This is a genomic window from Parvibaculum sp. (assembly GCF_039973015.1).
Classification (GTDB): Bacteria; Pseudomonadota; Alphaproteobacteria; order Parvibaculales; family Parvibaculaceae; genus Parvibaculum.
Genome location: NZ_JBDWLT010000008.1, coordinates 394,044 through 412,932, shown reverse-complemented (window position 1 = coordinate 412,932; position 18,889 = coordinate 394,044). Strand labels below are relative to the sequence as shown.

Sequence of the window (18,889 nt, the reverse complement as noted above, 5' to 3'; positions counted from 1 at the left end):
GCCTCCGCTACCAGTGAAGCAAACATCGTAAGAACGAAGGGTTAGAGAGATGGCAGGGCAAGCTGCGGGTGCACACGCCGATCACGCCGATCACCCCACCGGGTGGAAGCGGTACGTCTATTCGACGAACCACAAGGACATCGGCACGATGTACCTTTTCTTCGCGATTTTCGCGGGCATCATCGGTGGCGCCTTCTCCGTCGTGATGCGCATGGAGCTGATGCATCCCGGCGACGGCATCCTGCAGGGCGACCACAACCTCTTCAACATGCTGGTAACGGCGCACGGCCTCATCATGATCTTCTTCATGGTGATGCCTGCCATGATCGGCGGTTTCGGCAACTGGTTCGTGCCGCTGATGATCGGCGCGCCGGACATGGCCTTCCCGCGCATGAACAACATCTCGTTCTGGCTGCTGCCGCCCGCGCTCGGCCTGCTCGTGATCTCGATGTTCGTGCCCGGCGCCCCCGGCGGCACCGGTGCTTCCGGCGGCTGGACGGTCTATCCGCCGCTCTCGACCTCCGGCGCACCCGGACCGGCGATGGACTTCGCGATCCTCGCGCTCCACATCGCGGGCGCCTCGTCGATCCTCGGCGCGATCAACTTCATCACCACCATCTTCAACATGCGCGCCCCCGGCATGACGCTGCACAAGATGCCGCTCTTCGTCTGGTCGGTGCTCGTGACCGTCTTCCTGCTGCTGCTCTCGCTGCCGGTTCTCGCAGGCGCGATCACCATGCTGCTGACGGACCGCAATTTCGGCACGACCTTCTTCGCGCCCGAAGGCGGCGGTGACCCGATCCTGTTCCAGCATCTGTTCTGGTTCTTCGGTCACCCGGAGGTCTACATCCTGATCCTGCCGGGCTTCGGCATCGTCAGCCAGATCATCTCGACCTTCTCGCGCAAGCCCGTGTTCGGCTATCTCGGCATGGCCTATGCCATGGTCGCCATCGGCTTCGTCGGCTTCATCGTGTGGGCGCACCACATGTATACGGTCGGCATGTCGGTCAACACGCAGGCTTATTTCGTGGCGGCCACCATGGTCATCGCGGTACCCACAGGCATCAAGATCTTCTCCTGGATCGCGACGATGTGGGGCGGTTCGATCGAGTTCAAGACCCCGATGGTCTGGGCGATCGGCTTCATCTTCCTCTTCACCGTCGGCGGCGTGACGGGCGTCGTGCTCGCCAATGCCGGCGTCGACCGTGCCCTGCACGACACTTATTATGTGGTGGCGCATTTCCACTACGTGCTGTCGCTCGGCGCCGTCTTCGCGATCTTCGCGGGCTGGTACTACTGGTTCCCGAAGATGTTCGGCTACATGTACTCCGAGTTCTGGGGCAAGCTGCACTTCTGGGTCACGTTCATCGGTGTGAACCTGGTGTTCTTCCCGCAGCATTTCCTCGGTCTGCAGGGCATGCCGCGCCGCTATTCGGATTACCCGGATGCCTTCGCCTACTGGAACCTGATCTCCTCGATCGGCTCCTATATCTCCGCCTTCGGCGTGGTGATCTTCCTGATCGGCCTCGCACAGGCCTTCATCAAGAAGCAGAAGGCTGGCGACAGCCCCTGGGGCGAAGGTGCGACGACGCTCGAATGGACGCTGTCCTCCCCGCCGCCGTTCCACCAGTTCTCGGATCTGCCGCGGATCAAGTGACGAATTGCTCCGGCCGGGCCCGTCCCGGCCGGAGCGCCTTGAAAGACCCGCAAGCCAAAGACCTGCAAGAAAGATCAGTCGAGTTCATGTCCGAGACCGCGATCAGCAACGAACGCACGCAAGCCCTTCCAGATGGAGGGATGGGGTCCGCGCGCGATTTTTTCGAACTGCTGAAGCCGCGCGTCATGTCGCTCGTGATCTTCACGGCACTGGTCGGTATTGCGGTTGCGCCGGGCGGCATCCACCCGGTGATCGGCTTTACGGCGCTGCTCTGCATCGCGGTCGGCGCAGGCGCGTCGGGCGCGCTTAACATGTGGTATGACGCCGACATCGACGCGCGCATGACGCGGACCGTGAAACGGCCTATTCCGGCGGGCCGCGTGACGCCTTCGGAAGCAGCCGCCTTCGGTGCGATCCTCTCCGTCTTCTCCGTGATGACGATGGGCGTTCTCGTGAACTGGGTCGCAGCCGCTCTCCTCGCCTTCACCATCTTCTTCTATGTGGCGATCTACACGATGTGGCTGAAGCGGCGCACACCGCAGAACATCGTGATCGGCGGCGCCGCGGGCGCTTTCCCGCCCATGATCGGCTGGGCCGCCGTGACGGGCACCGTGACGCTCGAAAGCGTCGTGCTCTTCCTCATCATCTTCATGTGGACGCCACCGCATTTCTGGGCGCTCGCGCTTCGCAGCAGCGGCGACTACAAGACGGCCGGTGTGCCGATGCTCCCGGTCGTTGCGGGCGACAAGGCGACACGCCGCCAGATCATGATCTATTCGGCGCTTCTCGTGCCGGTGACGCTGCTGCCGGGTTTCCTGGGCTTTGCCGGTCCGCTCTATATGAGCGTGACGGCGGCGCTCGGCGCAGGCTTCCTCTGGTTTGCCTTCAGCCTCTGGCGCAAGGAGCCGGGCGCGGCGCAGGAAAAGGCGGCGATGCGCCTTTTCGGCTACTCGATCCTCTATCTCTTTCTCATCTTCTCGCTTCTGCTGGTGGAGAAGATCTTCGGCCTTGGCGCGCTCCCTGCGGGCGCCCTCGTGCCAGGCATGTGAGGAGGGGACATGAGCCAGGAACAGGATGAAAGCAAACGCCACGAGGTCGAAGCGCCGCACTGGACGGAAGAACAGATCAAGCGCCGGCGGCAGCGTAATCTCGCCATCGCCTGGGCGCTCGCGGGCTTCATCGTGCTGTTCTTCGTGGTGACGATCGTGAAGCTTGGAGGCAATGTGGCGAACCGGCCGCTCTGACGCCGTTCGCTTCGAGACGTTTATGATGACCGGCGTGTGCCGGAACTGAATTGGTTGCTAGCGCCGCCGCTTGCGGGGCGCGCTGAAGTGGAGAAGAGGGGACATGGCTGACGCCCACGCCAAACATCACGACTACCACCTGGTCGACCCGAGCCCTTGGCCGGTCGTCGGTTCGATCGGCGCATTCATCCTCGCGATCGGCGCCGTTCAGTGGATGCACGGCTCTGCGCCGTGGGTCTTCATCGTCGGTCTCGCCATCGTCCTTTACACCATGTATGGCTGGTGGCGCGACGTTGTGCGCGAGGCGAACCGGGGCGATCACACGCCGGTCGTACAGCTTCACCTGCGCTACGGCATGATTCTTTTCATCGCCTCCGAGGTGATGTTCTTCGTTGCATGGTTCTGGGCCTTCTTCGATGCGAGCCTTTTTGCGGGCGAGGAGATCCAGGCCGCGCGCTATGAATTCACCGGCGGTCACTGGCCGCCCCAGGGCATCGAGGTTTTCGATCCCTGGCACCTGCCGCTGTTCAACACCATCATCCTGCTCACCTCGGGCACGACGGTGACATGGGCGCATCACGCATTGCAGCATGGCGACCGCAAGGGGCTGGTTCAGGGTCTCATCCTGACCGTCGTCCTCGGCGCTTTCTTCACCTGTGTGCAGGCCTATGAATACGCCCATGCGACCTTCTCTTTCGGTGGCAGCATCTATGGCTCGACCTTCTACATGGCGACCGGCTTCCACGGCTTCCACGTGCTTGTCGGCACGATCTTCCTGATCGTCTGCCTGCTGCGCGCGGTGAAGGGCGACTTCACGCCGAAGCAGCATTTCGGCTTCGAGGCGGCTGCCTGGTACTGGCACTTCGTCGACGTGGTCTGGTTGTTCCTGTTTTTCGCGATCTACATCTGGGGCTCTGCCGGCGCTGTCGCCGCGGGTCACTAAGAGAAGCGAAGACGGAAAGAGACATGTTTGGGGGCGGGCGCGGAAGCGGCCCGCCCTCGGCTTTTGAGGAGAGGCGAATGACGGAATCGGAAAAGAGCGGACCTTCGTCCGTCGAGGTGGCGCTGAAAGGCTGCTGTCCGCGCTGCGGCAAGGGCAAGCTCTACAAGGGGTTTCTCGACCTTGCGCCCGAATGCGAGGTCTGCGGGCTCGACTATTCCTTCGCCGATGCGGGCGACGGCCCGGCGGTCTTCATCATGATGATCGCGGGCTTCATCATCGTCGGCCTCGTGCTCTGGGTGGAGTTCACATGGTCGCCGCCCTATTGGGTGCATGCGGTACTGTGGATTCCGCTGACCCTCGCGCTCACGGTCGGGCTGATCCGTCCGCTGAAAGGCTGGCTCGTGGCGCAGCAGTTCCGGCACAAGGCAGAAGAGGGCCGCCTCGAAAAATGAGCTTTCGCGACAATCGTTTTTTCCGGCCATTGCTCTGGCCCACCGTCATGACGCTTGCGGCGCTGCCTGTGCTGATCGGGCTTGGCGTCTGGCAGGTCGAGCGGCTTGCCTGGAAAGAAGCACTGATCGAGCGGATCGAGACGCGGGTCCACGGCGAACCGCAACCGCTGCCCGCGCCCGGCACATGGGAGAGCTTCGACGTGGCGGACGCGGAATATGAGCGCGTCACGCTGAGCGGCCATTTCCTCAACCGCGAGCTTCATCATTTCACGCAAGCGCCGGGCGGCGCGGCGGGCTACGGCATTGTCTCGCCGCTTGAAGTGGCGGAGGGCGCGGTGGTGATGGTCGATCGCGGCTTTGTGCCGGTCGAACTCAAGGACGCGCATGGCGATCTGCCCGAAGGCGAGGTGAGCTTCACCGGCACCTTGCGCGCAGCCCAGCATCGCGGCTGGTTCGACGGGCCGGACGACACGGCAAAGAATGTCTGGATGATACGCGACCCGGCCATCATGGGGGCGGGTCTTGAGGGCGTGACGGTTGCGCCCTTCATCGTCGAGGCTGAAGCGGGAAGTTTCGCGGGCGAATGGCCGAAGCCGAAAGGCACGCGGATCGACATTCCAAACAACCATCTCGACTATGCGCTGACCTGGTTCGGCCTCGCGGTGGTGCTGGTCGGCGTCTACCTTGCCTATCACAAGTCGAACGGACGGATCGGACGAAAGCGAAAATGAGCGAGCGTAATTCGACCGCGGCCTATGAGGCATTGAAGGAGCGCTTCGAGCGGCTCTCGGCGCTTTACGGCGCGCAGGCGGTGCTGCATTGGGACCGCGCGACCATGATGCCGGAAGGCGGCGCGGGCGCGCGCGCCGAACAGCAGGCGGTGATCTCGCTGATCGCGCATGAAACGCTGACGGCGCCGGAAGTGGCGGAGCTTCTTGCCGCCGCACATGAGGCCGACGGGCTGGACGAATGGAGCCGCGCGAATCTTGCCGAGATGGCGCGTGTTCACGCCCATGCGACGGCGACACCTTCTTCGCTGGTGACGCGGCTGTCGCGCCAGAAATCGCATACGGAAATGGTCTGGCGCAAGGCGCGTGCGGCGAACGATTATGCGAGCCTCGCGCCCGAACTCGACAAGCTGATCGCACTGGTGCGCGAACAGGCGGCAGCGAAGGCGGATGCCTTCGGGCTCTCGCATTACGATGCGCTGCTCGACGGCTACGATCCGGGCCGCCGCTCGGCCGATATCGATGTGCTCTTCGCCGGGCTTGAGAGTTTCCTGCCCGGTCTGCTGCAAGACGTCATGGAACATCAGGCGGCGGGGCCGGAGCGGCTGCCGATCGAGGGGCCGTTCCCCGTTGCGCAACAGGAGAAACTCGGCCGCGAGGTGATGGATCTGATCGGCTTCGACTTCGCGCATGGGCGGCTCGATGTAAGCCTGCATCCCTTTTCCGGCGGTGTGCCCGACGACAGCCGCATCACCACGCGCTACGACGAGGCGGACTTCACCGAAAGCCTGATGGCGGTGATCCACGAGACGGGGCATTCGCTCTATGAGCGCGGATTGCCCGCGGAATGGCGCAGCCAGCCGGTCGGCCGTTCGCGCGGGATGACGATCCATGAAAGCCAGTCGCTGCTGTTCGAGATGCAGGCGGCGCGGACGGAAGGCTTCATCCGCTTTCTTGCGCCGCGCCTGAAGGCGGCATTTGGAGGCGAGGGGCCGGCATGGGCGCCGGAAAATATTCTCCGTCACTACCGCAAGGTCGCGCCCGGCTTCATCCGCGTTCAGGCCGACGAGGTGAGCTATCCGCTGCATGTGATGCTGCGCTACCGGCTGGAGCGGGCGATGATCGCGGGCGAGCTGACCGCCGCCGGTCTGCCCGCCGCCTGGAACGAGGGCATGGAAAGCCTGCTCGGCATCCGGCCGGCCGACGATGCGGCGGGCTGCATGCAGGACATCCACTGGCCATCGGGCTCCTTCGGCTACTTCCCGACCTATACGCTGGGGGCGCTCGCCGCCGCGCAGCTCTTCGAGGCGGCAAAGAGCGAACATGACGGGCTGGAGGCGGCGCTGGCGGAGGGCGATTTCCAGCCGCTGCTCGGCTTCGTGCGCACCCATGTGCATGGCAAGGGAGCAAGCCGGACACCCGACGAAATCGTTTCGGAGGCGACCGGAAGCCCGCTTGGCACAGCGGCCTTCAAGGCCCATATCGAGGCGCGCTATCTGGACAACTAGTTGAAATGAATAGAACTTCCAGCGCGGCAGGATGCCGATTGCCTCGGCTCGCACACGAGGCTAGGTTACGTCCGTCCGGTCCCGGCCCAATTCCGGCAGCCGGTTATCCTGGAGATTATGGTGAAGTACGTCAGCACGCGGGGCCAGGCCCCGGAGCTTGAATTCGAGGATGCCTTGCTCACGGGGCTGGCGCGCGACGGGGGGCTTTATGTGCCCGCCGAGTGGCCGCGCTGGACCGAGAGCGAGATCGCGAGCCTTGCCGGCCTCACTTACGAGGAGACGGCTTTCCGCGTCATGCGCCCCTATATCGGCGCGGCGATTGCCGACAAGGATCTGCGCGAAATGATCGCCGCCGCCTATGCGGGCTTCCGCCATGAGGCCGTTGTGCCGCTGCGGCAAATGGCGGCGAATGACTGGCTGCTCGAACTCTTTCACGGCCCCACGCTCGCCTTCAAGGACGTGGCGATGCAGATCCTCGCCCGCCTTTTCGATCATGTGCTGGCGGCAAAGGGCAGGCGCATCACGGTGGTGGGCGCGACCTCCGGCGATACCGGCTCGGCAGCCATCGAGGCTTTCCGGGGCCGCGACACGACCGATATTTTCATCCTGCACCCGAAGGGCCGGGTGTCGGAGGTGCAGCGCCGCCAGATGACGACGGTGCTGGACATGAACGTCCACAACATCGCCGTCGAGGGTTCGTTCGACGATTGCCAGGCGCTGGTGAAGGCGATGTTCAACGACCATGCCTTCCGCGACGAAGTGAGCCTTGCGGGTGTGAACTCGATCAACTGGGGCCGCGTAATGGCCCAGATCGTCTACTTTTTCACGAGCGCGGTGGCGCTGGGCGCGCCTCACCGTCCGGTCTCCTTCTCGGTGCCGACAGGGAATTTCGGGGACATATTCGCAGGCTTCGTGGCGGCGAAAATGGGATTGCCCATCGAAAAGCTCATCGTGGCGACCAATGTGAACGACATCCTCGCCCGCACGCTCGAAACCGGGCGCTACGAGGTCGGCAAGGTCGTGGCGACCATCAGCCCGAGCATGGATATTCAGGTCTCGTCCAACTTCGAGCGTCTGCTTTTCGATGCCTATGGGCAGGACGGCGCGGCCGTGACGCGGCTGATGCAGGGCCTGACGCAATCGGGCGCCTTCGAGGTCGATGCCGAACCGATGTCGATGATCCGCGAGCGCTTTGCGGCGGCCCGTGTGGACGAGGCCGAGACGGCAGAGACGATCCGCAAGACGCTGGAAGAAACGGAAGAACTCGTCGATCCGCATTCGGCAGTCGGTCTTGCCGCTGCGGCAAGACTGCGCGGACATGCTGGTGTGCCGATGGTGACGCTGGCAACGGCGCACCCGGCAAAATTCCCCGACGCGGTGAAAAAGGCGACGGGTATTCATCCAGACCTGCCGCCCGCCATGTCGGATCTCTTCGAGCGCGAGGAACGTCTTACGGCGCTGCCGAACGACCTTGCCGCCATCGAAGCCTTTATCCGCGAGCGCGCCCGCTCCGTCGCTGCCTGAGCGTTTCGAGTACAGAAGGAGCCAAGCAGGAGTATGTCCATGTCCGTCAGGAATTCTGTCCATGTCCGTTGAAGTGACCCGCCTCGAAAACGGCCTCACCATTGTGACCGACAGCATGCCCCATCTGCAGACGACCTCGGTCGGCGTCTGGGTGAATACCGGCGCGCGGCACGAGCGCGACCGGGAGCATGGCGTTTCGCACATGCTGGAACACATGGCCTTCAAGGGCACGGAGCGCCGTTCGGCGCTCGCCATCGCCGAAGAGATCGAGACGGTGGGCGGGCATCTGAACGCCCATACCACGCATGAGGCGACGGCCTATTATGCGCGGGTGCTACGCGACGACCTGCCGCTCGCTGTCGATATTCTCGCCGACATCCTGCAGAACTCGGTCTTCGACCCTGAAGAAGTGGAGCGCGAGCGCGGCGTCATCATTTCAGAGATCGGCCAGGCGCATGACGCGCCGGACGATGTGGTCTTTGACGACTTGCTGGAGGCCGCCTATCCCGGCCAGCCGCTCGGCCGCTCGATCCTCGGCACGGTGGACACGGTGTCGGGTTTTGGCCGCAACGACCTGCAAGGTTATATGGGCGAACGCTATCTCGCGCCGGGCATGGTGCTCGCGGCGGCGGGCGGCATAGACCACCGGCAACTGGTGCAGCTCGCCACCGAACGCTTCACCACGCTGCCGCAGCACAAAACAAATGCCGCTGCAAAGGCCATGTTTCAGGGCGGCGAAATCCGCAAGGAACGTGATCTCGAACAGACGCATCTGGCGCTTGCCTTCGAGGGGCCGACCTATGCGGACCCGGACTATTATGTGGCGCAGGTGTTTTCCGGCGTGCTGGGCGGCGGCATGTCGTCCCGCCTGTTCCAGGAAGTGCGCGAGAAGAGGGGCCTGTGCTATTCGGTCTTCGCTTTCTCATGGTCCTTCGCGGATACGGGCGTCTTCGGCCTTTATGCGGGCACGGCGCCCGAACATGTGGCGGAGCTGATGCCGGTGCTGTCGGGCGAACTGGGGCGGCTCGGCGAGGATGCGAGCGAGGCCGAGGTCGCCCGCGCCCGCGCGCAGATCAAGGCAGGGCTGATGATGGGGCTCGAAAGTTCCTCCTCCCGCGCCGAGCAGATCGCCCGCCAATACATGATCCACGGGCGGGTGCTGCCCATCGAGGAACTGGTCGAGAAGGTCGAGGCGGTGGATGCGGCGGCCGTAAGGCGCTTCGCCGGCAAGCTCCTTGGCGGCAAAGGGCTGGCCCTTTCCGCCATCGGGCCGCTCAAGGGGGCCGGCGGCGGACTTGAATCCTATGACCGTCTCGCGGCAAGATTCGCGAATTAGCGCCGCGACCGCGCGGCTTTGAGAGGGAGGGGGGCGCCCAGGGGCTGCCCGTCGCTGACGAGGGCCTGTCGCCGATGGCATTTCTTCGCTCGATATCGAGACCTGACGTCACGCCGATGGTGCTGGGCGACGGCGTCTATCTGCGCAATCCGCAGCTCGGCGATTATGAGGCCTGGGCGGAACTGCGCGACCGGAGCCGCGCCTTCCTGACCCCCTGGGAGCCGACATGGGCGCCCGACGATCTGACCCGCGCCTCCTATCGCCGCCGCCTGCGCCGCTATCAGCGCGAAATTCGTGAGGATCATGCCTATCCCTTCTTCATCTTTCATGAGGAAGATCATGCTTTGCTTGGCGGATGCACGCTTTCGGGCGTGCAGCGAGGGGTTCAGCAAAGCTGCATGCTGGGCTACTGGGCGGGGGAACGCCATGCAGGACGCGGCTATGTGACATCTGCGGTGCGTGCGCTTATCCCCTTCGTGTTCGAGGAATTGAAGCTGCACAGGTTGCAGGCGGCCTGCCTGCCGGAGAATGAGCGCTCCCGCGCGGTGCTTCGCAAATGCGGCTTTACCGAAGAAGGCATCGCGAGAGGCTATCTGCGGATCAATGGGGCATGGCGCGATCACGCGGTTTTCGCCATTCTGCGCGACGACCGGCGCAAGTAAGTCGAGAGAGGTTTTCAAGGGGATGCGGCGAGGGGGCCAGATGAAGGCGCGCATGATAGGCGCGCGCGCCGCGCTTGCGCTGGCGTTCGGATTGCTGATGCTGCCGGGCGCTGCGAAGGCGCTCGACGCGGTGGCGATGGACGACGCACATCCCGTCATCGATCTCACGCCCTATGTTCACAACTATTCGGCATCCGGCAAGAAGCTCACCATCGAACCGCCCGCAAGCGGAGAAAACGAGATCGCGGCCGAGACACTGGCCGATGACGAGCCGGTGGAAGAGGGCGAACTTGAAGATGGCTCCATCGTGCTGTGGAACGGCGGCGCGGAAGAGAGCGGTATCTGGCGTGTGCTGGCGCTTCGCAACCGGAGCGAGGAAATTGTCACCCGCCTTCTCATTGCGGACCGGCGGAGCGAGGGTCTGGGAGCCTTTTTCTGGCCGCAGCCGGAGGTCGAGTTCGATCGCGCGTTGACGGCGGGCGGCGAAGATCCCTCACCCTCCAGCGTCCATGCCTGGCGGGGCTTCGATGTTTATGCACTGACCGGTGAGCCGCAGACGAGCATCGCCGTTGCGCTTCACGCCGCGCATGACACGGACGGGGGTATCTATCTCTGGCACGAAGAGGCCTGGAGCCGCTTCACGCAGCGCCTTTCCCTCATCCAGGGCGGCATGCTCGCCGTGATCGCGGCCTTCGGCGTCTACATGGCATCTCTCGGTATCCTTACGCGCGTGGCGGCAGCGCGCGCCACGGCGGCGCTGCTCGGCGCGGGCTTTCTCGTGCTGCTAGGCGAATTCGGCTATCTCGCCACGATCTTCTCGCTACCGCCCTGGTGGGATCTTGTCGTGCGCACCATCGCGCTGACGCTTTTCGCATCTTCCGTCTTCATGCTGGAACGCTTCTTTCTGGATAGCGAACGCCACTCCGCCTCGCTTGCCCGCGCAACCCGCCTGCTGGGCTATGCAGTGCTGGCCGGCATCCCGCTCGCTTTCATCACGGTTTCGGGGGCGGCTCTCTTCGTTCGGATCTTTCTGGCCGTGGCCCTTTTCGGCGGCGCGCCGCTGGTTGTCATGGCGGCGCTGCGGGGTGTGCGGCCCGCACAACTGCTGATCCCCGGGGCGGCCTTGTTTGCGTTCGCCGGTTTTTTCGCTGCCTTTCATGCGATGGGCTGGCTGGGCGGTACATTCGCGGGCACCGTGCTTGCGGGCGGCGTCTTCACCACGGCGCTGACACTTTTCGCCTTTGCCGCCGCCTATCACGCGCAAGGCGGACGGCGCCGCGCCGATATCGGCACGCTCAGAAGCGAACAGCGCCACGCCTTTGCGCTGACGGGCGCGCGCATGGGCGTCTGGGACTGGGACATCACCAACGACAAGCTTTATGTGTCGCCCTCCGTCGAGGCGATGCTCGGCCTCGATGCGGGCACACTGGACGGCAATGAAGTCGCATGGCGCGAGCACATGCACCCCGCCGACCGTGAAACCTACCGGACCGCGCTCAATGCCTATATCGGACGCGGCAATGTTTCCTTCGCGCTCGAATTCAGGATGCGGCATTCGGATGGCGTATTCCGCTGGGTGGCGCTTTCGGCAACCTGCGTGGCGGGACCGGAAAACTATGCGACGCGCTGCATCGGCACGGTACGCGACATCTCGGCGCAGAAGCTCGCCGAGGAAAGGCTCATGCATGACAGCGTGCATGACAGCCTGACGGGGCTGCCGAACCGCGCGCTCTTCATGGACCGCATGGCACGCGCCATTCGCCGCCGGGGCCTGCTCGAACGCCCGCGCGCGGCGCTGCTGCTGATCGACCTCGACCGCTTCAAGACCGTGAATGACAGCATCGGTCATTCGGGTGGCGACGCACTTCTGATCGCGATTGCGCGCCGCCTCGAGTCGCTCGTCACGCAGGACGACACGGTGGCGCGGATCGATGGCGACAGTTTCGCGGTGCTGCTGGCCACGCGGACGGAACGCGACGATGCGCTGGCCTTCGCGGAACAGGCAAGCGAGTTCCTGCGCCAGCCCATCGAGGTGGCAGGACACGAAATCTATCCGACCTGCTCTGTCGGCGTGGCGATCTGCGAGGACGCGCATGAACATCCCGAAGAACTGCTGACGGAAGCTGAAATCGCGATGTATCGCGCGAAGCGTTCCGGCAAGGCGCGGATCGAATTTTTCGAAGCCGGGATGCGCGCGGAGGCGGACGACAATCTCTCGCTCGAAACCGATCTTCGCCACGCCATCGAGCGCAAGGAGATGGAAGTCTATTACCAGCCGATCATGTCGCTGACGGAGGGGACGGTGCGCGGCTTCGAGGCGCTGATCCGCTGGAACCATCCGAAGGAAGGATTGCTGACGCCGGACAGTTTCGTGCCGCTGGCAGAAGAACTCGGCACCATCACCGAGATCGGCCGTTATGCGCTGCGCGCGGCGAGCGAGGAACTCGCGACCTGGCAGAAGCTCTTCCCGATGGAGCGCGCGCTGACCGTCAGCGTCAATGTGTCGAGCCGCCAGCTTCTGCGCCACGATCTTATCGACGATGTGAAGCGCGTGCTGAACCGCATCGATATCGAGCGCGGATCGCTGAAGCTCGAAGTGACGGAATCGCTCGTCATGGAGAACCCGGAATTCGCCGCCAACATGCTCGGCCGTCTGAAGGCGCTGGGGGCAGGGCTGTCGCTCGACGATTTCGGCACCGGCTATTCGAGCCTGAGCTATTTGCAGCGCTTTCCCTTCGATACGCTGAAGGTCGACCGCTCATTCGTGGCGGGCATGTCGGCGGACCGCGAAACGCCGCTCATCATTCGTTCGATGGTGACGCTGGCGCATGATCTCGGCATGGAAGTCGTGGCCGAAGGGACGGAAAGCGAAACGCAGGCCTCCGACCTCGCCGCGATGGGCTGTGACTACGGGCAAGGCTATTATTTCGGCCAGCCGATGCGCGCGGCCGAGGCGCTCGACTTCATTGCTCATTATTGGCAACGCTGAGGCGTTGCCGGGGCCCATTACCGGCAGCGCTGATCGCGGTCAGGCGTGACCGGCCTCGCCTGAGAGCAGCGAGATGTTGATGCCGAGCTTCGCCAGCGCCGAGTGATATTTCGCGTCGAGATTGAGGCCGAAAAGAAGCTCCGGGTCCGGGTCGCAATGGAGCCAGCCATTCGCCTGTATCTCGGCATCGAGCTGGCCGGGCGCCCAGCCCGCATAGCCGAGCGCGAGGAGCGCGCGGCTCGGTCCGCAGCCGGTGGCCATCGCGCGCAGAATATCGACGCTTGCGGTCAGCCCGACATTCTCGTCCACGGGCAGCGTCGCTTCGTCGGAAAAATAATCCTGCGTGTGAAGGACGAAACCGCGGCCCATCTCGACCGGCCCGCCCGCAAGCACGGGGCAGGCGATCTCGTTGGGCTGCCTTGTGCCGGGCACCTCGATCTCCAGGCGGTCGAGCAGGTCGGGAAAGGTGATGTTGTCGGCCGGTTTGTTCACGACGATGCCCATCGCCCCGTCGGGATTGTGAACACACATATAAATGACCGTCCGGTCGAAACGGTCATCGCCGATCGAGGGCATTGCGATCAGCATCTTGCCCTCGAGAAAGCCGTCGTCCTCGGGGCGAAAGCTCATATCCGCCGACATAGAGCTCATGACAGAACCACCTCCACGCCGATAGGGCACAACATAAAGCGCAACCTTCCCGAAATCCTGCACCCTTGCGCGATGGATGTCACGCTTCCTTGTGGTCACGGCTATTTGAGCAGTGCGTAAGGATCGCGCGATGCTAGGTTCACATTGAAAGAGATATGGCGCGGCGCGCGCTAAAGACAATGACGGGATATGCATATGAGAGCGGCGGTCCGCTTTGGTTTTCTGCTGGTGTGCCTGGGTGCCTGGTTCGCCGCCACGCCGCTTGGCGCCGCGCCGGGCGAGGGCGTACGCGGCCTCGCCCTTGTAAGCGCGGTGCGCGCGCATGACGGTGCCGCCTTTCTCGCAGGCATTGATCTCGAACTGGCGGATGGCTGGAAAACCTATTGGGAAAAGCCGGGTGATTCGGGCATTCCGCCGGTCTTCGACTGGTCGGCATCGGAGAATGTGGCGGGTGTGGAACTCAGATGGCCTGCGCCGGAGCGCTTCGATGCACCGGGCGACATCACCTTTGGCTACAAGCACGGGCTGACATGGCCGCTGCGCATTGTGCCAGAAGACGGGACGCGCCCGGTGACGCTGCGCCTCTCGATGCTTTACGGCATTTGCGCCGATATCTGCGTGCCGCGACGGGCGGAACTGGAACTCACCGTACCGCCCGCCGTGCCGGATGCGGCGATGGGGGAGACGGCGGATGCGGCGCGCCTTCGTGCCGCCCTTGCCCGCGTGCCCGTGCCGCCCGCCGACCCGGATCTCATCGAGGTCAAATGGCGCGAGAACGAGGCGCCAACGCTCGAAGTGCGGCTGAAAGGCTGCGGGCCCGGCTGCACGCCGCCGCAACTCATCGTGACGGGCCCGCGCAATACATGGTTCGGAACACCGCGCGTGAAACGGGAAGGCGATACCGTGCGTTATGCGATGGAAGTGGAAGTGCTCTCGCCCGCCATGCTGGAAGGCGAGGAGCTTTCCTTCATTTTTTCGGACCCTGTCAGGGCTTACGTGATCCACAAGACAATGTGATGCGCGTGCGCATCCGCCGGGGCTGGCACTCGGCGCCGATTGGCGTTTAAATGCCGCCAACACCGCATGAGGCCCTGATGGCCCGCGCGCAACAGGAGGAGGCTCGAATGGCCATTAATGTCGGAGACAAGGTACCCGAAGCGACGCTGATGAAGCTGACGGACAAGGGGCCGCAGCCGGTGAAGACGGGCGACTTCTTCAAGGGCCGCAAGGTCGTGGTCTTCGCGCTGCCCGGCGCCTTCACGCCGACCTGCTCGAACCAGCACCTGCCGGGCTTCATCAAGAGCGCGGACGAATTCAAGGGCAAGGGCGTCGATGAAATCGCCTGCCTTTCGGTGAACGACGCCTTCGTCATGGGCGCCTGGGGCAAGCAGCAGGGCGCGGACGGCAAGGTGACCATGCTCGGCGATGGCAATGGCGATTTCACGAAGGCGCTCGGCCTCGATTTCGACGGCTCGGGCTTCGGCATGGGCACGCGCTCGCTGCGCTACTCGATGCTGGTCGATGACGGCCTGGTGAAGAGCCTGAACAAGGAACCGAACCCGGGCGAGGCGAAAGTCTCAGGCGCCGAAACGATGCTGCAGCAGCTGAGCTGAGCGGCACGTCAGAAGAATGCGGAAAGGGCCTCCACCGGGAGGCCCTTTTCATTTCGGGTTGGAGAGATAGGGCGCCATGCCCTGCCGCGCGAGGGCGTCTGCCCGGTCGTTCTCCGGGTGGCCGGAATGCCCCTTCACCCAGTGCCACGAGACGTCATGCCGCTCGATCGCCTTTTCGAGGCGTTGCCAGAGTTCGGCATTCTTCACCGGCTCTTTTTTCGCGTTCTTCCAGCCGTTCTTCTTCCAGCCGTGAATCCACTTGGTGATGCCGTCCTTCACATAGTTCGAATCCGTGTGGACGCGCACCTTCATGTCGCGCTTGAGCGACTCGAGGCCCCGGATCGCGGCCATGAGTTCCATGCGGTTATTGGTGGTGGCGGGTTCGCCGCCGCAAAGCTCCTTTTCGTTTTCCTTGTAGAGCAGGAGCACACCCCAGCCACCAGGCCCCGGATTGCCGGAGCAAGCACCATCCGTATAAAGATCGACAGTATCGCCGCTCATGCGTCGAGCCCGTATCCGGCCGGCGAGGAAACGCCGCGATGGAAGCGCAGCCGCGCCAGATATTCTTTCGGGTTCTTCGGCTTCACGAAAGCACCCGGTGGATGGTTGATAAGGTCATAGAGTCTCGTCAGAAGGAAGCGCATGGCGGCACCGCGCGCGAGAAGGGGAAGGGCAGCAAGCTCGCTTGCCTCCAGCGGTCGCACCTGCGTGTAGGATTGCAGAAGACCCCGCGCCTTCGTGATGTTGAACGAACCGTCATCCTCAAAGCACCAGGCGTTGATGCAAACCCCGAGGTCGTAGGCGAAGGCGTCGTTGCAGGCGAAGTAGAAGTCGATGAGGCCGGAGAGGCGGTCGCCGATAAAGAAGACATTGTCGGGAAAGAGATCGGCGTGAATGACGCCGGAGGGCAGGTCGCGCGGCCAGTCGCGCGCAAGCAGCGTCAGTTCATTGTCGAGTTCTTCCGCAAGTCCCGGCTGATACGCTTCTATCCCGCCGCGGCAGGACTCGAAAAGCGGACGCCAGCCATCGACATTGAGCGCATTCTTCCGCGTGAGCTCGAAGTCGGCGCCCGCGATATGCATGCCCGCAAGCGCGCGCCCGACCTCGACGCAATGGCGCGGCTGCGGCCGTCTTATCCAGATGCCTTCGAGGAAGGAAATGATCGCGGCGGCACGCCCGGCGAGACGGCTGTAGAGTTGCCCCTCACGGTCCCTTACCGGTGTCGGACACTCGATGCCGCGCGAGGCGAGATGGTTCATCAGGCCCAGAAAGAACGGGAGCTCTTCTTCCGCAACGCGCTTCTCGTAAAGCGTGAGGATGTAGGCGCCCTTGTCCGTGTGGAGCATGAAATTCGAATTCTCGACGCCCTCCGCAATGCCGCGATAGGACATGAGAGAGCCGATGTCATAGGTTTCGAGGAAGGCGCGCAGCTCCTCGTCGGTCACTTCGGTATAGACAGCCATATTTCCCCCGTCAGACGGCGAGCGCGCGCGGCAGCTTGAACTGCACGGACTCGCGCCGGACGGACGTCATTTCGACCGTCACGCTGAAATGTTGCCGGAAAGCGTCGATCACTTCCTCCACGAGGATTTCGGGCGCACTCGCACCCGCCGTGAGGCCGAGCGTCTTCGGCGTTCCCAGCGCGGCCCAGTCGATGTCGCTCGCGCGCTGCACGAGCGCCGCATAAGCGCAGCCCGCGCGTTCCGCGACTTCGACAAGGCGCATGGAATTGGACGAATTGGGAGCACCGATGACAAGCATCGCATCGGCCTTGGGAGCGATGCTCTTCACCGCCTCCTGCCGGTTCGTTGTCGCGTAGCAGATGTCTTCCTTGTGCGGGCCGGCAATCGAGGGAAAGCGGCGGCGGAGCACGGCAACGATTTCCGCCGTGTCGTCGACCGAGAGCGTCGTCTGGGTCACGAAGGCGATTTTCTCCGGGTCGCGCGGCTGGAGCGCTTCCGCGTCGGCCACCGTCTCGATGAGGCTCACCGCGCCGTCCGGCAACTGGCCCATCGTGCCGATCACTTCCGGGTGGCCCGCATGGCCGATCAGCAGGATTTCGAGGCCGCGCTCGTGAAGCCGCTCGGCTTCCACATGGACCTTGGAGACGAGGGGGCAGGTCGCATCGAGAAAGAAGAGCTCGCGCGACTGCGCTTCCTCGGGCACGGATTTCGGTACGCCATGCGCGGAAAATATGACCTTCGCGCCAGCGGGCACCTCGTCGAGTTCCTCGACGAAGATCGCGCCCTTGCGCTCCAGTTCTTCCACGACATAGCGGTTATGGACGATCTCGTGACGCACATAGACGGGCGGGCCGTATTTCTCGATGGCGAGTTCGACGATCTGGATCGCGCGATCGACACCGGCGCAGAAACCGCGCGGGCTCGCGAGGAGCAGCGTCAGAGGGGGCTTTGCCTGTGTCTCGCTCATATCCGTTCTCGGGATGCCATTCTGGGGGATTGCACCTGGCGCTGCCCGCAGGAAGCTGCCCAGGCAGGCCTTGCAGGCGCACTCGTCCGCCTTGTGACTTCGGGACCACTCCGATAGAGTTTGCGCGCTGCCGGGGGCGGTCCCGAGTCTCGACTAACCTTATGAATTGCAAGGCTTTCGAGACCGTTCAAGGCGGTAATAGAGGGGGCCGCTGAGGGAAAGTCAAGAAAGCCCGCCCGCGTGTTCCACCTGCCTGCCATCCTGCCTCGCCAACAAACCGAGTGACACAAAGATGCCGTTCTTGCCCGCGCCGAGCCGTCCGACGAAACTTGCTTCCCGCTCACGCCGGGCCGCGCCTGTGCTGGCCGTTGCCGCTGCGCTGACGCTGTCGGGTTGCGGCATGTTTGGCGGCGGCGAGATCAAGGAAGGCGGCACCACGCTCTATCCTTGCCCGGCCGTCGGTGTCCTCAACGAGACCGACCATGTGACCCTTCTTTCGGGTGCAGGCACGGATCTTACCGATGTGGTTGCCAAGGCGGAGATCGGCAAGGTCGTCTCGACCTGCAAATACGATGTCGAGGAATCGACCATTACCGTCGATATCGCCTTTAATGGCGTTGCGGAAATCGGGCCTGCCGCGCCCGCCCGTGCGCTCACGCTCAAGACCTTCGTCGCGGTGACGCGCCGCTTTAATGCCTTCGACAAGAAACAGGTTTATGAGGTGCCGGTGGTCTTTGAGCCGGGTCAGCGCCAGGTCCATTTCGTGAAGACGGTGGAGGGAACGATCCTTCCCTATGGCGGCCGTGCGGATGGCAGCATCTACCAGATTCTCGTGGGTTTTCAGCTCACCCCGGAACAGCTCGAATATAATCGCCGCACGTCCTATATCCCGATCCGTTAAAGCCTGAAAACGCCGCGATTCGGCGCTTTCAAAGGGGTCGCCCGCCTTGCCATTTGACTCTGGCGGGCCGCAACATATGATCACTCCACACAGATGAACTCTGCGGGAGAGTCCGGGTCTGCAAAAGATCGCAGTATCCCGGCGCCGAAGGAGCAACCGCCCCGGAAACTCTCAGGCACCCAGGACCGCAGGGGGATGAATCTCTGGAAAGCAGACCGGAAGCGAATTTTCCGGTCTCACCGAAGGGCGTA

18 protein-coding genes and 1 riboswitch are annotated in these 18,889 nt (G+C 63.6%); of the genes, 14 read left to right on the top strand and 4 right to left on the bottom strand.

The window, feature by feature from the left end; all coding sequences use genetic code 11:
* Window positions 1-49 precede the first annotated feature (49 nt).
* The 11 genes from ctaD (at window position 50) to ABJO61_RS08060 (ending at window position 13,043) form a co-directional block, all read left to right on the top strand.
* The gene (gene ctaD / locus ABJO61_RS08110) at window positions 50-1,657 is read left to right on the top strand and encodes a cytochrome c oxidase subunit I (protein ID WP_348330954.1); all 1,608 of its coding nucleotides are present in this window, start codon (window positions 50-52) and stop codon (window positions 1,655-1,657) included.
* A gap of 86 nt (window positions 1,658-1,743) precedes the next feature.
* Window positions 1,744-2,706: a heme o synthase gene (locus tag ABJO61_RS08105; RefSeq protein WP_348325395.1), complete on the top strand. Its 963-nt coding sequence runs from the start codon at window positions 1,744-1,746 to the stop codon at window positions 2,704-2,706.
* 9 nt (window positions 2,707-2,715) lie between these two features.
* Entirely contained in the window at window positions 2,716-2,901 is a 186-nt protein-coding gene (locus tag ABJO61_RS08100; RefSeq protein ID WP_348325397.1) for a hypothetical protein, read from the top strand.
* A 103-nt stretch (window positions 2,902-3,004) separates the two neighbouring features.
* Window positions 3,005-3,844, top strand: coding sequence for a cytochrome c oxidase subunit 3 (locus tag ABJO61_RS08095; RefSeq protein ID WP_348325399.1), 840 nt, complete (start codon window positions 3,005-3,007; stop codon window positions 3,842-3,844).
* A 77-nt stretch (window positions 3,845-3,921) separates the two neighbouring features.
* Window positions 3,922-4,296 (top strand): DUF983 domain-containing protein, encoded by a 375-nt coding sequence (locus tag ABJO61_RS08090; RefSeq protein WP_348325401.1) that lies wholly within the window; start codon window positions 3,922-3,924, stop codon window positions 4,294-4,296.
* On the top strand, window positions 4,293-5,027 hold the full coding sequence (locus ABJO61_RS08085) for an SURF1 family protein (protein ID WP_348325403.1): 735 nt from the start codon (window positions 4,293-4,295) through the stop codon (window positions 5,025-5,027). The genes ABJO61_RS08090 and ABJO61_RS08085 overlap by 4 nt, the downstream gene beginning before the upstream one ends.
* Window positions 5,024-6,532, top strand: coding sequence for a carboxypeptidase M32 (locus tag ABJO61_RS08080; RefSeq protein WP_348330956.1), 1,509 nt, complete (start codon window positions 5,024-5,026; stop codon window positions 6,530-6,532). Before ABJO61_RS08085 ends, ABJO61_RS08080 begins: the two co-directional genes overlap by 4 nt.
* Before the next feature lie 120 nt (window positions 6,533-6,652).
* Window positions 6,653-8,056, top strand: a complete 1,404-nt coding sequence (gene thrC / locus ABJO61_RS08075) for a threonine synthase (RefSeq protein ID WP_348323032.1) — start codon at window positions 6,653-6,655, stop codon at window positions 8,054-8,056.
* Between the two features lie 61 nt (window positions 8,057-8,117).
* Window positions 8,118-9,392 (top strand): pitrilysin family protein, encoded by a 1,275-nt coding sequence (locus ABJO61_RS08070; RefSeq protein ID WP_348323013.1) that lies wholly within the window; start codon window positions 8,118-8,120, stop codon window positions 9,390-9,392.
* 74 nt (window positions 9,393-9,466) lie between these two features.
* Window positions 9,467-10,054: a GNAT family protein gene (locus tag ABJO61_RS08065; RefSeq protein WP_348323014.1), complete on the top strand. Its 588-nt coding sequence runs from the start codon at window positions 9,467-9,469 to the stop codon at window positions 10,052-10,054.
* A gap of 40 nt (window positions 10,055-10,094) precedes the next feature.
* On the top strand, window positions 10,095-13,043 hold the full coding sequence (locus tag ABJO61_RS08060; protein ID WP_348323015.1) for an EAL domain-containing protein: 2,949 nt from the start codon (window positions 10,095-10,097) through the stop codon (window positions 13,041-13,043).
* A 39-nt stretch (window positions 13,044-13,082) separates the two neighbouring features.
* Here the strand turns inward: ABJO61_RS08060 and ABJO61_RS08055 are convergent, their stop codons facing one another.
* Window positions 13,083-13,694, bottom strand: coding sequence for a YqgE/AlgH family protein (locus ABJO61_RS08055; RefSeq protein ID WP_348323016.1), 612 nt, complete (start codon window positions 13,692-13,694; stop codon window positions 13,083-13,085).
* 195 nt (window positions 13,695-13,889) lie between these two features.
* Here ABJO61_RS08055 and ABJO61_RS08050 point away from each other — a divergent pair, with 195 nt between their 5' ends.
* Both ABJO61_RS08050 and ABJO61_RS08045 read left to right on the top strand, forming a co-directional pair.
* Window positions 13,890-14,711, top strand: coding sequence for a protein-disulfide reductase DsbD domain-containing protein (locus tag ABJO61_RS08050; RefSeq protein ID WP_348323017.1), 822 nt, complete (start codon window positions 13,890-13,892; stop codon window positions 14,709-14,711).
* A gap of 107 nt (window positions 14,712-14,818) precedes the next feature.
* Window positions 14,819-15,307 (top strand): peroxiredoxin, encoded by a 489-nt coding sequence (locus tag ABJO61_RS08045; RefSeq protein WP_348323018.1) that lies wholly within the window; start codon window positions 14,819-14,821, stop codon window positions 15,305-15,307.
* 48 nt (window positions 15,308-15,355) lie between these two features.
* On the opposite strand, the gene rnhA is transcribed toward ABJO61_RS08045, so the two are convergent.
* The 3 genes from rnhA to ispH are packed head-to-tail and all read right to left on the bottom strand — an operon-like array spanning window position 15,356 to window position 17,737.
* Window positions 15,356-15,808, bottom strand: coding sequence for a ribonuclease HI (rnhA, locus tag ABJO61_RS08040; RefSeq protein ID WP_348323019.1), 453 nt, complete (start codon window positions 15,806-15,808; stop codon window positions 15,356-15,358).
* Window positions 15,805-16,770 carry a homoserine kinase gene (thrB, locus tag ABJO61_RS08035; protein ID WP_348323020.1) on the bottom strand — a complete coding sequence of 322 codons (966 nt, stop codon included), beginning with the start codon at window positions 16,768-16,770 and terminating at the stop codon, window positions 15,805-15,807. The genes rnhA and thrB overlap by 4 nt, the downstream gene beginning before the upstream one ends.
* Before the next feature lie 10 nt (window positions 16,771-16,780).
* The gene (ispH, locus tag ABJO61_RS08030) at window positions 16,781-17,737 is read right to left on the bottom strand and encodes a 4-hydroxy-3-methylbut-2-enyl diphosphate reductase (protein WP_348323021.1); all 957 of its coding nucleotides are present in this window, start codon (window positions 17,735-17,737) and stop codon (window positions 16,781-16,783) included.
* Window positions 17,738-18,029: 292 nt separating this feature from the next.
* Between ispH and ABJO61_RS08025 the strand changes: the two genes are divergently transcribed.
* Window positions 18,030-18,638 carry a hypothetical protein gene (locus tag ABJO61_RS08025; RefSeq protein WP_348323022.1) on the top strand — a complete coding sequence of 203 codons (609 nt, stop codon included), beginning with the start codon at window positions 18,030-18,032 and terminating at the stop codon, window positions 18,636-18,638.
* A 93-nt stretch (window positions 18,639-18,731) separates the two neighbouring features.
* A riboswitch (glycine riboswitch) is annotated at window positions 18,732-18,836 on the top strand.
* The last annotated feature ends 53 nt before the right edge of the window (window positions 18,837-18,889 follow it).

Excerpts from the sequence above, each read along its gene's own strand:
- ctaD (WP_348330954.1), top strand. The coding sequence starts at position 50 with ATGGCAGGGCAAGCTGCGGGTGCACACGCCGATCACGCCGATCACCCC.
- ABJO61_RS08105 (WP_348325395.1), top strand. The coding sequence starts at position 1,744 with ATGTCCGAGACCGCGATCAGCAACGAACGCACGCAAGCCCTTCCAGAT.
- ABJO61_RS08100 (WP_348325397.1), top strand. The coding sequence starts at position 2,716 with ATGAGCCAGGAACAGGATGAAAGCAAACGCCACGAGGTCGAAGCGCCG.
- ABJO61_RS08095 (WP_348325399.1), top strand. The coding sequence starts at position 3,005 with ATGGCTGACGCCCACGCCAAACATCACGACTACCACCTGGTCGACCCG.
- ABJO61_RS08090 (WP_348325401.1), top strand. The coding sequence starts at position 3,922 with ATGACGGAATCGGAAAAGAGCGGACCTTCGTCCGTCGAGGTGGCGCTG.
- ABJO61_RS08085 (WP_348325403.1), top strand. The coding sequence starts at position 4,293 with ATGAGCTTTCGCGACAATCGTTTTTTCCGGCCATTGCTCTGGCCCACC.
- ABJO61_RS08080 (WP_348330956.1), top strand. The coding sequence starts at position 5,024 with ATGAGCGAGCGTAATTCGACCGCGGCCTATGAGGCATTGAAGGAGCGC.
- ABJO61_RS08070 (WP_348323013.1), top strand. The coding sequence starts at position 8,118 with ATGTCCGTTGAAGTGACCCGCCTCGAAAACGGCCTCACCATTGTGACC.
- ABJO61_RS08065 (WP_348323014.1), top strand. The coding sequence starts at position 9,467 with ATGGCATTTCTTCGCTCGATATCGAGACCTGACGTCACGCCGATGGTG.
- ABJO61_RS08060 (WP_348323015.1), top strand. The coding sequence starts at position 10,095 with ATGAAGGCGCGCATGATAGGCGCGCGCGCCGCGCTTGCGCTGGCGTTC.
- ABJO61_RS08055 (WP_348323016.1), bottom strand. The coding sequence starts at position 13,694 with ATGAGCTCTATGTCGGCGGATATGAGCTTTCGCCCCGAGGACGACGGC.
- ABJO61_RS08050 (WP_348323017.1), top strand. The coding sequence starts at position 13,890 with ATGAGAGCGGCGGTCCGCTTTGGTTTTCTGCTGGTGTGCCTGGGTGCC.
- ABJO61_RS08045 (WP_348323018.1), top strand. The coding sequence starts at position 14,819 with ATGGCCATTAATGTCGGAGACAAGGTACCCGAAGCGACGCTGATGAAG.
- rnhA (WP_348323019.1), bottom strand. The coding sequence starts at position 15,808 with ATGAGCGGCGATACTGTCGATCTTTATACGGATGGTGCTTGCTCCGGC.
- thrB (WP_348323020.1), bottom strand. The coding sequence starts at position 16,770 with ATGGCTGTCTATACCGAAGTGACCGACGAGGAGCTGCGCGCCTTCCTC.
- ispH (WP_348323021.1), bottom strand. The coding sequence starts at position 17,737 with ATGAGCGAGACACAGGCAAAGCCCCCTCTGACGCTGCTCCTCGCGAGC.
- ABJO61_RS08025 (WP_348323022.1), top strand. The coding sequence starts at position 18,030 with ATGCCGTTCTTGCCCGCGCCGAGCCGTCCGACGAAACTTGCTTCCCGC.